General features: G+C 60.3%; 14 protein-coding genes. 10 read left to right on the top strand and 4 right to left on the bottom strand.

Going from position 1 to position 13,597, the window contains the following annotated elements:
* Positions 1-9: 9 nt before the first annotated feature.
* The 4 genes from SynBIOSE41_RS16650 to SynBIOSE41_RS16635 all read left to right on the top strand — a co-directional run bounded on the left by SynBIOSE41_RS16650 (position 10) and on the right by SynBIOSE41_RS16635 (position 4,669).
* Positions 10-900: a hypothetical protein gene (locus SynBIOSE41_RS16650; protein WP_255475848.1), complete on the top strand. Its 891-nt coding sequence runs from the start codon at positions 10-12 to the stop codon at positions 898-900.
* The gene (locus SynBIOSE41_RS16645; protein WP_186539003.1) at positions 893-1,591 is read left to right on the top strand and encodes a PilN domain-containing protein; all 699 of its coding nucleotides are present in this window, start codon (positions 893-895) and stop codon (positions 1,589-1,591) included. Before SynBIOSE41_RS16650 ends, SynBIOSE41_RS16645 begins: the two co-directional genes overlap by 8 nt.
* A complete protein-coding gene (locus SynBIOSE41_RS16640; protein WP_186539002.1) occupies positions 1,588-2,364 on the top strand; it encodes a hypothetical protein in 777 nt (258 codons plus the stop codon). Before SynBIOSE41_RS16645 ends, SynBIOSE41_RS16640 begins: the two co-directional genes overlap by 4 nt.
* A gap of 244 nt (positions 2,365-2,608) precedes the next feature.
* Entirely contained in the window at positions 2,609-4,669 is a 2,061-nt protein-coding gene (locus SynBIOSE41_RS16635) for a type II secretion system protein GspD (protein WP_370594149.1), read from the top strand.
* A 57-nt stretch (positions 4,670-4,726) separates the two neighbouring features.
* Here the strand turns inward: SynBIOSE41_RS16635 and SynBIOSE41_RS16630 are convergent, their stop codons facing one another.
* A complete protein-coding gene (locus SynBIOSE41_RS16630; protein ID WP_186539000.1) occupies positions 4,727-5,563 on the bottom strand; it encodes a pentapeptide repeat-containing protein in 837 nt (278 codons plus the stop codon).
* A 77-nt stretch (positions 5,564-5,640) separates the two neighbouring features.
* Here SynBIOSE41_RS16630 and SynBIOSE41_RS16625 point away from each other — a divergent pair, with 77 nt between their 5' ends.
* Positions 5,641-6,753 carry a histidinol-phosphate transaminase gene (locus SynBIOSE41_RS16625; protein ID WP_255475847.1) on the top strand — a complete coding sequence of 371 codons (1,113 nt, stop codon included), beginning with the start codon at positions 5,641-5,643 and terminating at the stop codon, positions 6,751-6,753.
* A gap of 9 nt (positions 6,754-6,762) precedes the next feature.
* On the opposite strand, the gene SynBIOSE41_RS16620 is transcribed toward SynBIOSE41_RS16625, so the two are convergent.
* The gene (locus SynBIOSE41_RS16620) at positions 6,763-7,839 is read right to left on the bottom strand and encodes a glycosyltransferase (protein ID WP_186538998.1); all 1,077 of its coding nucleotides are present in this window, start codon (positions 7,837-7,839) and stop codon (positions 6,763-6,765) included.
* Between the two features lie 54 nt (positions 7,840-7,893).
* Between SynBIOSE41_RS16620 and SynBIOSE41_RS16615 the strand changes: the two genes are divergently transcribed.
* Complete coding sequence (locus SynBIOSE41_RS16615) at positions 7,894-8,643, top strand: hypothetical protein (RefSeq protein ID WP_186538997.1); 750 nt, start codon at positions 7,894-7,896, stop codon at positions 8,641-8,643.
* Here the strand turns inward: SynBIOSE41_RS16615 and SynBIOSE41_RS16610 are convergent.
* Positions 8,633-9,550: an NAD(P)-dependent oxidoreductase gene (locus SynBIOSE41_RS16610; RefSeq protein WP_186538996.1), complete on the bottom strand. Its 918-nt coding sequence runs from the start codon at positions 9,548-9,550 to the stop codon at positions 8,633-8,635. The genes SynBIOSE41_RS16615 and SynBIOSE41_RS16610 overlap by 11 nt on opposite strands.
* A 75-nt stretch (positions 9,551-9,625) precedes the next feature.
* On the opposite strand from SynBIOSE41_RS16610, the gene SynBIOSE41_RS16605 reads away from it, so the two are divergent.
* A complete protein-coding gene (locus tag SynBIOSE41_RS16605) occupies positions 9,626-10,021 on the top strand; it encodes a hypothetical protein (RefSeq protein ID WP_255475846.1) in 396 nt (131 codons plus the stop codon).
* Between the two features lie 29 nt (positions 10,022-10,050).
* Here SynBIOSE41_RS16605 and pgk read toward each other — a convergent pair whose 3' ends face one another.
* Positions 10,051-11,256 (bottom strand): phosphoglycerate kinase, encoded by a 1,206-nt coding sequence (pgk, locus tag SynBIOSE41_RS16600; protein ID WP_066909225.1) that lies wholly within the window; start codon positions 11,254-11,256, stop codon positions 10,051-10,053.
* A 102-nt stretch (positions 11,257-11,358) separates the two neighbouring features.
* On the opposite strand from pgk, the gene SynBIOSE41_RS16595 reads away from it, so the two are divergent.
* From SynBIOSE41_RS16595 to SynBIOSE41_RS16585, 3 genes are read left to right on the top strand one after another with little or no spacing between them, the layout of a single operon-like run.
* Positions 11,359-11,742 (top strand): universal stress protein, encoded by a 384-nt coding sequence (locus tag SynBIOSE41_RS16595; protein ID WP_066909222.1) that lies wholly within the window; start codon positions 11,359-11,361, stop codon positions 11,740-11,742.
* Positions 11,739-12,605, top strand: coding sequence for a ribosome biogenesis GTPase YlqF (gene ylqF / locus SynBIOSE41_RS16590; RefSeq protein WP_066909219.1), 867 nt, complete (start codon positions 11,739-11,741; stop codon positions 12,603-12,605). The genes SynBIOSE41_RS16595 and ylqF overlap by 4 nt, the downstream gene beginning before the upstream one ends.
* Positions 12,602-13,594, top strand: a complete 993-nt coding sequence (locus tag SynBIOSE41_RS16585) for an RluA family pseudouridine synthase (protein ID WP_186538994.1) — start codon at positions 12,602-12,604, stop codon at positions 13,592-13,594. Before ylqF ends, SynBIOSE41_RS16585 begins: the two co-directional genes overlap by 4 nt.
* Positions 13,595-13,597 lie beyond the last annotated feature (3 nt).

The following is a 13,597-nucleotide window of genomic DNA, read 5'->3' as shown; positions in this document are numbered from 1 at the left end:
CGGAGTTGCATGGTCGGGCTGACTGAACTGCGTGATCGCTTCCCAGCACTGGATGGCTGGTTGATGCAGGCGCAGGGTCTGCTGGATCCTCGCAGGGTGCTTCTGGCTCCGGATCATCAAGCGCTCCATCTGGCTTGGTGGTCGCAGGATGACTGGGTGTTATCGAATGTTGTGCTTCCGCCTGATTTATGCAGCTCCGGTCAGCCGCTGAATTCCGATGTCCTGGGGGAAACGATTGCTGATCTGCTGCTTGAACAGGGGCTGAGCCCACCCCAGGTGGAGATTGAGCTGTTGTTGCCGGTGGCCAGTTGTCAGTGGCGTTTGCTTGAGGGGCCTGCCGCGAGTGGGTTGACCTGTGGTGCTGACCTGCGAGTGCTGCAGCCCGAGCTGGGCTGGTCGCTGGCCTTACAGGACAGTTATCTGGATGTGATCCCTCAGACGCGAGATGATCTCGCTCTCGTCGTGGGGACGGATCGTTTGTTGTTGCAGGCCTGGGTGAGCACCCTGGAGGCGGCGGATCTTTGCTTGCGGAGGGTTGAATGGCTGCTTTCGGCCGCCTGGCGTGGCCTTTGTGATGCCCAGGCTGGTGCTGACGAGCCACTGGTCTGGTTGGTGGAGCACGGGGGCCACTGGCGACTGTTGTTGTCGAGTCATGGCTGTCCGGAGATTGATCTCAGCCTGCAGGCTTCGGAGTATCCGGCGCTCAGAGAGGAGGTGATCGAGCTGGTTGAAGCCTGGGATCCAGCCGGTATGCCGGGGTGGTGGATCACCGCCGGGTCTCAGTGGCAGGGCCGCTGGGCAGCAGAGCATGATTCGTGTCTAGGACCTCTACGTTCCGACGCCGAGATGTCATTGCTTGAGTTGGCTTTGACGGCGTCCCGGAGGAATCGCGATGACTGAGCGGTCCACCCAGCAGAGCTTGCCTGATCTCCTGGGGGAGCGTCGGCTCGAACTGGGGTTGCCCGAGCCTGCCGGGTCATGGCAACCCATGCGACCGCTGCTGTTGCGCGGGGCATTGATCGGTGGGGCGGCGTTGCTTGTTTCCCTTGGTTCGATCGTTGTGATCGGGCGGATTGAAAGCGAGCAGCAGCAGCAGTTGCAGCTGCTTTCGCCTTTTGAGCAGCGGGTGAGATCGGCTGAAGGCCGCTTGCGCACTGCCAAGCAACAACTGGTCACTGTGCGTCAGGACAATCAGCAAATCACCGAACAGTTGTTGGCTGTCCCGGCCGGCTCACCTCTGTTGGAGCAGTTGCGCCGTGTGACGCCGGTGGGTATTCAGTTGGAGGATGTGTCGGTGCAGAACGACCAGATCAAAGTGTCTGGGAGGGTTGGTCTTGGCAGCACACCAGGCCCGCTCGAGCGGATCAATGCCCTTGTTCTCACGTTGGAGCGTTTGCCGATCACCCGCCCCAACGGCGTCAAGGTGCTGCAGGTCAACCGTGATGACGGCGAGGAGACATCGGTGAGCTTTAGCCTCGACTGGTCACTCGATCCCAAGGCCCAACCCTCCATTCAGCAGCTTCAGCAGCTCGGTGCGACGGGCCTGGTGCAGCGCTATCGCTTGCTGGAGCAGCAGGGGGTCGCTCTTTGACCAATCTCAGCCCAGATCGCCCTGCCTGGCGGCATCAAATCACCAGGGAACGCCTGTTGGTGGCCGTTCCTGCTTTGCTGGGTCTGGTTCTTGCTGGTGGTGTGTTCGTCGCGTTTGGCTTGCCAGTCCTGGACAGGCTTGATCAGCAAAGCCAGCGGATGGCGGAGCTCGAAAGCAAGCGAGACACTCTTCCTCTTCTGCAGGCTCAGCTCAAGCAGAGCGACAACACCCTGGGTGAGGTGAGGCAGCAGCAGGCTCTGCTGGTGGACCTGGTGGCAGGCCGTGGTCAGATTCAGACCTTTCTGGCGCAGCTGAGCCGTATTTCCGCCGCCAGCGGAGTGTTGATCAACCGGTATGAACCTGTTCCTGTGAGTTCAGTGGAGGCCTCGAACTCCAGTGGCAACCAGGATCAACAGAGCAAGAGTGGTGACAGTGCCGCAGCGAGCAATGATCCCCTCCAGGCTCTTGGATACGAGAAAAGCGTGGTGCTGCTGCAGGTGGAGGGTCCTTATCAGGGATTGCTGCAGTTCCTGAGGCGGATGGAGTTGCTTGAGCTTCTAGTGCAGCCGAGTGATCTCGAGCTCACCGCTCTCGAAGCCCCTGACAAAGGTGAGGATCAGCCAGTGATCAGCGGTCCACCTCGCACTCGATTGAAGTTGAGGCTGACCTTCTTTGATCAGTCCCCCAAGACTGTCAATGGTGCTGGCGGCCCCAGTGAGGACTCGGGGAAGCCTGAAGGGAATCCCCCGCCCCCTTCCCAAGCTCCTTCTTGAATTGAGCCAGTCACTTTGAGATCAGGGCTGGCCCCGGCTGGTTCCGATCGATACCATCCGCCCATGTCTGTGGCGTCCAGGCCAGGGTATGACTTTCACCCCTTCTCGCCTGAGCGCACTGTTGCTGGTCGCTGGCCTCAGCCTTGTCGATCTGGGCCTGTTGGAATCACTGATGGGATCCGGGTCCCGCGCGGCACTGGCTCAGGGGGCCATGTCCTTGCGTGTTCAGAGTGGAGAGGGTGGCGTGGAGGTGGTGATCCAAGGGGTAGGACCGCAGCCGTTGCTGAAGCAACGGCTCAACGGCCGGGTTTGGCAGGGCAGTTTGCAGACCAAGGGGACACCTGGAATTCTCAATGGCCGTCAACAGCTCTCTGATTCCGTCGCAGGCCTGCAGCGGGTGGCCATCAGTGGATCTGGCAGTGCCTACCGCTTGGAGGTGGTCCCCGAACCAGGACAGACCCTGCAGGAGCCGGTTGTCAGCGCTGATGGGCGCAACCTCATTCTCATGTTTCCGGGGTTGAGGGTGGCCCCGTCTCTGCAGACAGGTCTCCTGGATCTCAATACGCCAGGGTCGGTGCCCCAGGCGAGCTACGCACCCCCATTACGACCTCGGGCCGTGGCACCACCGTTGGGGGATATGGCAGTGGGGACCATGGTGTTGCAGAACCGCAGCTACGTGAATGTCAGTGGCCCACCCGTGACACTCACACTGAACAATGCGCCGGCCAAGGATGCACTGATGGCACTGGCTCGATTAGGGGGGTACGGCTTTGTTTTCGTTGGAGATGATGCTGCTGTCGATCAAGACAGCGACAACTCCGGAGCTGATTCAGCGAATCCCAGTGGCCGTGATGTGTCGATGGCATTTGTGAATGAATCCTATTCAAGAGCGTTGAACGGGATCTTGCTTGCCTCGGGCCTTCAAGGCAAGCTCGATGGACGTATGTTGCTTGTGGGAACATCAGTTTCATCGAAGACATTTGGCCCTCAAGTGTCAAAAGTGATTCGGCTGAATCAGGTCAGAGCGAATGCAGGAGCTGAATATCTGGGGAACCTTGGGGCAACAGTCAATTTCACGAACACGATTAAGGTGACGACTGGAGAGCCTGCTTCGCAAGGCACATCTGAAATCAGCAATACAACCTCTCAAGAGAAGTCCGAATTGAAAGCCACTGAGTCGTTTGGTGCTTCTGTTGGGCCTTTGCGCGGGCTTGTGGTTACAACCGATTCAAGGTTGCAGACCCTGACGCTTGTGGGTGATTCAGGCCTGATTCAAGTGGCTGAAAATTATCTGAAGCAAATTGATCTTCGCCAGAGGCAGGTGGCTCTGTCAGTGAAGATTTTGGATATTAATCTCGACAATGAGACCTCTATTTCTAATAGTTTTGCGTTTAGAAATGGGTATAATTTTATTGTCAGTGATCGCGGAGAGTTGCTCGGAGCGTTTGGTTCAAAGCTTCCGCCGAATTCAGAAAATTTCAACATCATCGCGGGCGAAGCTGAAAGTGCAAAGCCACAATATTCTGATGAAGAGCAGCAGGTGGTGGAGCCTCTCGCGCCAGCGCGAGTTAACCCTGGCTTGTCTTTTCCGGATTCAGATCAAGCCAAATTCACCGATGGATTTTTAGACTTCCTGAGGGCCAAGATTGAGTCCAATAGTGCAAAAACACTTGCCTCTCCCACTCTGCTTCTTTCTGAATCTCCAGAGGAGTTGCAGGGAGGGTCATCTGCCAGTGTCTCTGATCCAGAATCGGCATTGTCTAGCGGCACGATTGGCCGCGAGCGGGCCAACGAGTCGTTTGTGACTGTCGGAACGCAAGAAATTGTGGATTACAACGTACAAGCTGGTCAAAATGGTGCTGCTAATACATGTCAGCCAGAATTTCAAACAGCAGGACTGACCTTCGGGGCAAGAGTTTCGAAAATTGATGACAATGGTTTTGTCAGCTTTACTCTTTCTCCTTCGTTGTCTGCGGTAACGCGCTCTCAAAATGTTGAAGGCTGTGGCCCTATTAGCGTTCTCAGTGTTCGGAGATTAGATACTGGATCCCTGAGGGTGAGGGATGGTCAAACGTTGATATTGACAGGCGTTATTTCGGATGCTGACTCAAGGGTTGTGAGTAAATGGCCCATTCTTGGCGATATTCCCTTGATCGGCCAGTTTTTCAGGTCAACCACCGGGGATAGGGCCAAGAGAGAGTTGGTGATCCTCGTGACCCCACGGATTGTTGATGATGAGCAAGGTGGTAACTATGGGTATGGATATCGGCCTGATCTTCCGGCTGCTCGACGCATGATGAATTGAATTTGGCTGATATTTAGTTTTTTGCTTTTGAGGCTTAAAGGATTTTGGGCTTTGAATTTAAAACCCCAGTCCCATTGGAATGAGTGCTTTTGCTGCGATTGGCGCGAGCATTCGTAAGCCTGCAATCGTGTTGCTCAGCAGCTGAATTCCAAGACCGTTGCCTTCATTTGGTGATTGCTCCTTCAAGCGCCGACCTTGGATTGATTCGGCTGCTTTGCGCAGTTGCATCGCCCAGGTGGCTTGACCTTCTTTCTCATAAATCACTGCGGCATAGCGGAAATCGGCCGCAGCAACATCATCTTTGGCTTGCTCGCCACGGCAGATGCCCCGGGCCACCCAGCTCAGGGGTTGCCCAGGTTGCCTGCTGATCGCATCACTGAACAGCTGCTCCGCCGCTGACCACCGGCCCGCCTGGAAAGCCTCCACGCCTGCGTTGTGCAGAGCGGCATGGCTGCGGATGCCAGCAGAGATGCCACTGGCCCCCTGCCAGTGAGCCTCATCCAGGGCATTGGGGTTCAGCTGAGCACCGGTGAGGTCCGCGTCGCGCAGATCCGTTCCGTACAGAAGAGTTCCTGTGAGGTTGGCCCCTCGCAGCGAGGCGCCGCGCAGGCTGGTGAAGCTGAGATCGGCACCGCTGAGGTCGGCTCCATCCAGCTGCGCCTGGCCCAGATTGGCTCGCATCAGCTTGGCGTCGCTGAGGTCAGCATCACGAAGGTCAGCGTGGACTAGATCGGCATCAGCCAGTCGGCAGCCCCTGCAGCTGCGTTCCTGCAGAACCTGAATCAGCTCATCACTGGCCTTGGCCTGCGTGCCGGCCATGCTCAGCAGAGCGCTCAGCATCATCACTCCAGAGAGCTGTTGGATCCTGATCAGGCTGCATTCGGAGTCGTTCATGGGTGGCGGCTCTGAACCGTCTGGTTGTATCGGTCTCTGATGCCGACGTCGAGAGTGACTGGGCAGGATGATGTTGCGTGTCGCCTGCGGTGATCTTGAGCAGCGGCCTTCCACCGCATGGAGGCAATCTTGCCCAGGAGGCCCTTCGCCTCGGCTTGAAGCCGTCGCAGCTTCTGGATGCCAGTGCTTCGCTGGTGCCCTTCCGTCCACCAAGGGTTCTGCGGCGTGCCCTGAAGCGAGCGATCAGGGGCAGTGCACTGCGCAACTATCCCGACCGCGAGCAGCAAGAACTTCGCCAGGTGATTGCGAGTTGGCATGGTCTCGAGCCTGAGGCCGTGCTGCCCGGTAATGGTGCGGCCGAACTGTTCACCTGGGCGGCACGGGATGCGGCCGCATGTGGTGTGAGTGGCCTTCCGGAACCTGGCTTTGCGGACTATCGCCGAGCGTTGGCTTGCTGGAATGGAGCTGCGCGCAGCATGCCTCTCAGCCTGAGCTGGTCGGCAAACCGGCCACAGCCATGGCCCTCTCAGCCAGCACCTGATCCGAGCTGCCAGGTGCTTTGGATTACCAATCCCCACAACCCCACGGGTCAGCTCTGGAGTCGCGAGTCGCTGGAGCCGCTGCTGCAGCACTACGCATTGGTGATCTGTGATGAAGCCTTCCTGCCTCTCGTGCCATCAGGAGAAGCGCAGTCTCTGCTGCCTCTGGTGGAGACCCATCCCAATCTCGTGGTCATTCGCAGTCTCACCAAGTTGTTGGCGATTGCAGGCCTGCGCCTGGGCTATGCCGTGGCTTCACCAGAACGCCTGAAACGGTGGCAGCAATGGCGTGATCCCTGGCCTGTGAATGGTCTGGCGCTCGCTGCCGGTCGGTCTGTGATGGCTGATCAATCCGGCCTGGAGCGTTGGTTGCGGCGAGTGCAGGTTTGGGTGGCGCAGGAGGGGACCTGGTTTCACCACCAGCTGACCCATCTGCCTGGTGTGTTGCCAATGCCGTCAAGCGCCAACTATTTGCTGCTTCATGGCGTCGACTCCCTGCTGGGAGTGCGCGAGCGTGTGGCACAACGGGGTGTGCTTCTGCGCGACTGCCGCTCGTTCACGGGCCTGGGGGAAGACTGGCTGAGAATTGGTTTGCAGGATCGCCGCGGCAACCTACGGATCCTCAGAGCCCTGAAGCAGGAACTGCGCTGACGCGTTCCATCACGGCACCAGTGATTGCAACAGCGTCGCGAGTTGCTGATCGGCATCGCGCACAGCCAGCTGCTGCATGGCTTGTTTCATTGTCAGCAGGGGGGGCTCAGTCGCTCCATTGCCTTGAAGCCTGGGGCCCAGCAGACGCCAGAGCGTTTCGCGCAGGGCAGGATGGTTCGGGTCGTGCTGGTGCACGATCACAGCGGCGCCAAGGGCTGCGGCACAGGCTGCATTCGCGTCCTGATGCTGATCTGCTGCCTGCGGGAATGGCACCAGCACGGAGGGCGTCCCGCATACGGCCAGTTCGCTGAGGCTGCCTGCTCCTGCTCTGCTGATCGCCAGATCAGCGTGTTGCAGCAGTCCGGGGATGTCGCCGCTGAAGGGTCGCTCCACCAGGGCGGCGTGCTCAATGCTGTTCACATCCGGGTCGTTGCTGCCGGTCAGATGCACCACCCGGCAGCCGTGGCTGAGCAGCTCCGGAAGCAGCACCCGCACCATCCGGTTGAGGCCCAGAGCCCCCTGGCTGCCTCCCATCACCACGAGCAAGGGGCCTTCACCTCTCGGGACCCAGGTCGGCAGTGGCTGGGGTTGCAGAAATGTCTCCCTCACCGGTGTGCCCGTGACCACGGCCAGACATCCTGGGATGCGACTTGCTGCTGCTTGAAGACCGATGGCCACGCGGGTGCAGAAGCGCCCCAGCAGCCTGGTGACCCGACCTGGAATGGCGTTGGATTCGTGCAGCACAACTGGAACACCGCACCACCGGGCTCCAAGGATTGCCGGTGCAGCGATGTAACCACCTGTGGTGAACACCGCATCGATCCGTTCCCTGCGGATCAGTCGGCGCACATCGCGGCTGGCCCCCAGAAGCCGCAGCAACTGGATGAGTTTGCGCAGGCCTCGGCCCTGCAGCCCGCCGGCTTTCACCGTCACCAGGTTGTACTGCGCAGGCACCAGTGTCGTTTCCAGGCGATCTGGAACGCCAAGCCAGCGCACGCTCCAGTCCGGAGGGAGCGCTTCGGCAACCGACAGCGCCGGAAACAGATGGCCACCGGTGCCACTGGCGGCGATGAGAAGCCGGGGCATGGGAGCGGACCACGAAAACGCGGCCTAACTTAGTTCGACTGCTGAGGCTGATTCATGGTTCCGCTCCTGCGAGCCTCTTTGGCGACTGTGCTCTCGAGTGCGGCGCTGATCAGCACGATGCCGGCACTGGCGGCCAGCGGGGGTGCAGCTGATCTCAGTGCCCGGTTGCAGCTTGCCCTCAATGCAGAGGACCGTGTTCAGGCCCTGTCCGCCTTGATGGCGCCCGACCAGGCAACGACCCTGATTGAGCGCTTTCGTCGCTTCAGCACGCGTTTCCCTGAAACCCGCTGGTCCGTCCGGCCAGGCCAGCCTCTCGACGATGGCCGATCCACCGTGAAGCTGGCAGTAAGCGGCACCCGTCAGCAGGATGGTCTCAGCTACTCCTTCAAAGCCAACCAGCGGGTTGCCTTCTCCACGGATGGAGGATTGATCACCGCTCAGGAGGTTCTCAGCGATCAATCGGTGCTCACCAGTGCCCGCAAGGCGTTGCCGATCTCGCTGCTGATCCCCGACAAAGTGCTCACCGGCAGTCGTTACGACGTGGATGTGGTGGTGGATCAACCGCTGGGCAAAGCAATGCTCGCCGGAGGGCTCATCGCGGTGACCCCTCAGCAAGTGATGGCGCAACAGAGCCCGGATGTTCAGTTGGAACCGCTTGGCGGTGGCGGGTTGTTCAAGTCGGTGCAGGCTCCCTTTCAGCCAGGGATTCAGACCTGGGCGGCCCTGTTGGTGCACCCCGATGGGGTGATCACGGTGAGCAAGCGTGTGCAGGTGGTTGACGATCAGACCAAGCTCAATCCCTGATGTGCCGAGATCGGTGGGGGTTCGCAGGAAGACTTCGGCGCAGAGCAGACACATCGACATTCCCGAGCCCAGCGTCCATCAGGGCCTGCTCCTGGTTGTGCACGGCCTCGGTGATCGGCAGCTTCAGGCCCGTCTGTAACGCCGCATCGAGTGCAATCCCGAGATCCTTGTGGTGCAGGGCCAGCTTGAAGCCGAGTGGGTAATCGTCATTGAGCATGGTCTGTGACCGATGTTGCAGGGCCCAGGAGCCGGCAGCCCCCTGGCACAGCGCATCCACCACCTGCTCCATCGGCAGCTGCAGGTGCTCTCCGAGGGCGATGGCCTCCGCCACTGCGGCATAACTACCGGCCACCAGCACCTGGTTGATTGCTTTGACCTGCTGTCCACTGCCCACGTCACCGAAATGGTGGATTGAGCCGCCGATCACCTCCAGCACTGGTCGTGCTCTCTCCACTGCTGAAGTTTCTCCACCGCAGAGCACTGTGAGGGTGCCGGCCTTTGCGCCCTCGGTGCCGCCGGTCACAGGAGCATCAATGTAGGCAATGTCTCGTTCGGCGAGACGTTGAGCCATGGCCCTGGAGGTGGAGGGACTGATGGTGGAGCAGTCGATCACGAGGCTGCCCGGCTCAAGTGCAGGCACTGCGCCCTGATCTCCCCAGAGCACGGTCTGCACAGCTGCATCGTCGCTGACGCAAAGCAGCAGACCCCGGCAGCGACGCACCACTTCGACAGGACTTTCTGCGGCAAAGGCTCCGTTCAGGCCAGGGTCGGACTCCGCCAGGCGACTGCGGGTGTGAACCTGCAGTGGGTAGCCAGCTGCCTGGAGATTCACCGCCATCGGTAACCCCAGAGCCCCGAGGCCAATACAAGCCAGTCGGGTTTGTGGCGTGAGATCACATCCAGTCATGGTTCGAGGCCATCTGAGTCAGATCCTGGCCCGGCACTCCCAGCAACCTGGGCCTGTTCACTGTTGATGGTCTTCATGGCGCTCACCCATCGCTGGCGACGAGCATTGCTGATTCCCTGCGTTGCACTCACAGCCGCTGCTCTGCAGCAGACCGGCGGAGTCGCGGAAGCGGCTCCAGGCCGAAGGATGACGGAATCCAAACTCACGGAAAGTCAGAAGATGCAGCTGTTCCAGGCCCGCCGCAACTGGGGACTGCGCAGCTACGACCAACGGCTTGCGCTGCTCAAGTCGGGCAAGAGCTGCCTTGAGCGTGCGCAAACTCCTGAGGCGGGCAAGACCTGCATGAAGCAACAGAAGCAGGCTCGCAGGCGCCTGATGGAGCAGGGACGCCAGGTTGTGAATGCCGAGCGTCGCCGCTTGGGCCTCACACCTTTGCCCGATTTCCGGAGGCAAGGCCGAGGGAGGAGCTGACGCTCCTCCCCTTGCCCGGATCTTGTTACTCAGGCGGCGTCGAGGGCGGAAACGCCTGGAAGCACCTTGCCTTCCAGCAGTTCGAGGCTGGCACCACCGCCCGTGGAGATGTGCGACATCTTCTCGGCAAGACCGGCTTTCTCCACGGCAGCAACCGAGTCGCCGCCGCCGATGATCGTGCAGCAGCCCTTGCCGCTCAGCTCGGCCAGGGTGGTGGCGATGGCATTGGTGCCGGCGGCGAACTTGTCGAACTCGAACACGCCCATGGGGCCGTTCCAGATCACGGTCTTGCAGTCGGCGAGTGCGTCCTGGAACACCTTGATGGAGTCAGGGCCGATGTCCAGCCCCATCCAGCCGTCAGGGATGGCGTTGATATCAGCGATCTGGCTGTTGGCATCGGGAGCGAAGTTATCGGCCAGCACCACATCGGTGGGCAGCAGCAACTGAACACCCTTGGCCTTCGCTTTGGCCTCCAGCTCTTTAGCGAGCTCGAGCTTGTCCTCTTCCACCAGGCTCTTGCCCACTGAGAGACCGCGCGCCTTGTAGAAGGTGAAGATCATGCCGCCTCCGATCAGCACCTTGTCGCACTTGTCGATCAGGGCTTCGAGCACGCCGATCTTGGAGCTCACCTTGGAGCCACCTACGATCGCAGCGAGGGGGCGTTTGGGATCGTCAACGGCACCCTGCAGGTATTGCAGCTCCTTCTCCATCAGGAAGCCGGCAACAGATGGCTTGAGGAATTTGGTCACGCCTTCGGTGGAGGCATGTGCGCGGTGGGCGGCACCGAAGGCGTCGTTCACATACACCTCAGCAAGTCCAGCAAGCTTTTCGGCGAAACCGGCTTCATTCTTTTCCTCTTCCGCGAAGAAACGTACGTTCTCCAGCAGCACCACATCGCCATCGGCCATGGCATTGACCTTGGCTTCGGCGTCAGGTCCGATGCAGCTTTCGGTCTTGGAGACAGGCTTGCCCAGCAATTCGCTCAGACGGGCGGCAACGGGGGTGAGACGCATGGAGTCATTCACCTGCCCCTTGGGCCGTCCGAAGTGGGCGGAAAGAATCACTTTGGCGCCTTTGTCGATCAGGTCCTTGACGGTGGGCAGCGCAGCACGGATGCGGGTGTCATCGGTGATGGCCCCGGCATCATTGAGGGGCACATTGAAATCGACCCGCACGAGAACACGTTTTCCGCTGAGGTCGGCGCCGGAGAGGCTGGCCAGGGAACGCTTCGCCATGAGGGTTGTGTGGTGCGGTAAGAAAACGGGGAGAGATTAACCCGAGTTCTGCAGGCCCAGCGCTAGGACTGGCTTAAAGGGCATTGGCCGGAGGTCGTGTGAATGTTCAAGACCGTCCTCTTCCCGATCGATCAGAGCGATGAGGCCCTGGAGACAGTGGACAAGGCTCTGGAGCTCGCGCGCCGTTACGGCAGTCGATTGGTGCTTCTGTCGGTGCTGCAGTCAGAACGTTCTCAGAAGCATGACCATGAAGCGGTTGCAGGGAGGCTTGACCAGACCCGCGAACGCTTTGAACAGGCTGGTTTCAGCTGCCAGAAGATTGAGCGCAGTGGCCAAACGGCCTCTGTGATTTCTGATGTGGCTGATGAGTTGAATGTGGATGTGATCGTGATGGGAACAAGGGGTGTGAACTTGGAATCCGACAGCGGCTGCACGGCTGCACGGGTGCTTCAGCTGGTGTCCTGTCCTGTGTTGGTGGTGCCGTGAGTTCACCACCGATTCAGTGGTACCCCGGCCACATCGCCAAGGCGGAGCAACAACTCCGGCGCAATCTCGACAAGGTGGATCTGGTGATCGAGGTCCGTGACGCACGCATCCCTCTGGCCACCGGCCATCCCCACCTCAGCCGTTGGATCAAGGGCAAGCAACACCTGCTGGTGATCAACCGTCGCGACATGGTCACGGCTGAAGCGCGAAGCTCCTGGGAGGCATGGTTCAAAGGCCGGGGTCAGCGCACGCTGTGGTGTGACGCCAAGGCGGGCACCGGGGTCAAACAGGTGCAGCAGGCTGCCATTCGCGCCGGCGACCAGCTGAACGAACGGCGGCGTAACAGGGGCATGCGCCCCAGGCCTGTGCGAGCGCTCACTCTGGGTTTTCCCAACGTGGGCAAATCAGCGCTGATCAACAGGCTGGTGAAGCAGAAGGTGGTGGCGAGTGCTCGCCGGGCTGGCGTCACCCGCACCCTGCGCTGGGTGCGCCTTGGCCAGGACATCGACCTGCTGGATGCACCGGGAGTGCTGCCACCCAGGCTTGATGATCAGCAGGCCGCGTTGCATCTGGCCCTCTGTGATGACATCGGCCAGGCGGCCTATGACGGTGAACTCGTCGCTCAGGCGTTTTTGCGGCTGCTGATGGGTCTGCAGCAGCAGCAGTCTTCCGGTGTGGCGCTTGCTGTGTTGCAAGGGCGGTATGGAACACCTCTTGCGGGTGAGACCGAAGACCCAGCCCTCTGGCTTCAGGCCGTGGCACTGCGCCACACCTCCGGTGACACGGCGCGAATGGCTCAGAGGTTGCTGGATGACTTTCGTAAGTCGGCGCTGGGCAGCATCGCTTTGGAGTTGCCGGCATGAGTCGTGTCTGGAGTCGCCCTCCGCTGCCGGAAGAAACGTTCACCGACGGGTTCGGCGAGGGCGAGGGTGAGCTGCTGTCGCTCACCTATCCCAAACCGCTGCCGATGCGGCTTGACCGTTGGCTGGTGAGTCAGCGCACTGAGCAGAGTCGCGCCCGCATTCAGAAGTTCATTGATGCCGGTTATGTGCGTGTGAACGGCAAGACCGGCAAGGCCAAGACACCCCTGCGCCAGGGCGATGAGGTGCAGCTTTGGATGCCACCGCCGGAGCCGCTGCCCTATCTGAAGCCGCAGCCGATGGATCTCGATGTGCTTTTTGAGGATGAGCATCTGATCGTGATCAACAAACCGGCTGGTCTCACCGTGCATCCGGCACCCGGCAACAAAGACGGCACGCTGGTGAATGGTTTGCTGCACCACTGCCCTGATTTGCCGGGGATCAGCGGCAAGCTGCGACCCGGCATCGTCCATCGTCTCGACAAGGACACCACCGGTTGCATCGTGATTGCCAAGAGCCAGGAGGCTCTGGTGCGCCTCCAGAGTCAGATTCAGAAGCGCATCGCTTCACGTGAGTACCTGGCGGTGGTGCATGGTGTGCCCACAGGTGACAGCGGCACGATCGTGGGGGCGATCGGTCGTCATCCCGTCGATCGCAAAAAATATGCGGTGGTGAGTGGTGAGACTGGACGTCATGCCTGCACGCACTGGAACCTCGAGGAGCGGCTCGGCGATTATTCGCTGTTGCGCTTCAAGCTCGACACCGGCCGCACCCACCAGATCCGGGTGCATTGCGCGCACATCAATCACCCGGTGGTGGGCGATCCCACTTACAGCCGCTGCCGCAAATTGCCGATTGAGTTGCCCGGCCAGGCCCTGCATGCCTTTCAGCTGGGCTTGGACCACCCCATCACACGGAAGCGGATGCTGTTTGAGGCACCGATCCCGCCGGTGCTGGAAAAATTGTTGGCGGTCCTAAGACGCCGTTCCTAGTGC

The sequence above is a fragment of the Synechococcus sp. BIOS-E4-1 genome, assembly GCF_014279995.1.
Lineage (GTDB): Bacteria > Cyanobacteriota > Cyanobacteriia > PCC-6307 > Cyanobiaceae > Synechococcus_C.
Note: the sequence above shows the minus strand (reverse complement) of the source record. Positions and strands in the feature narration are given on the sequence as shown.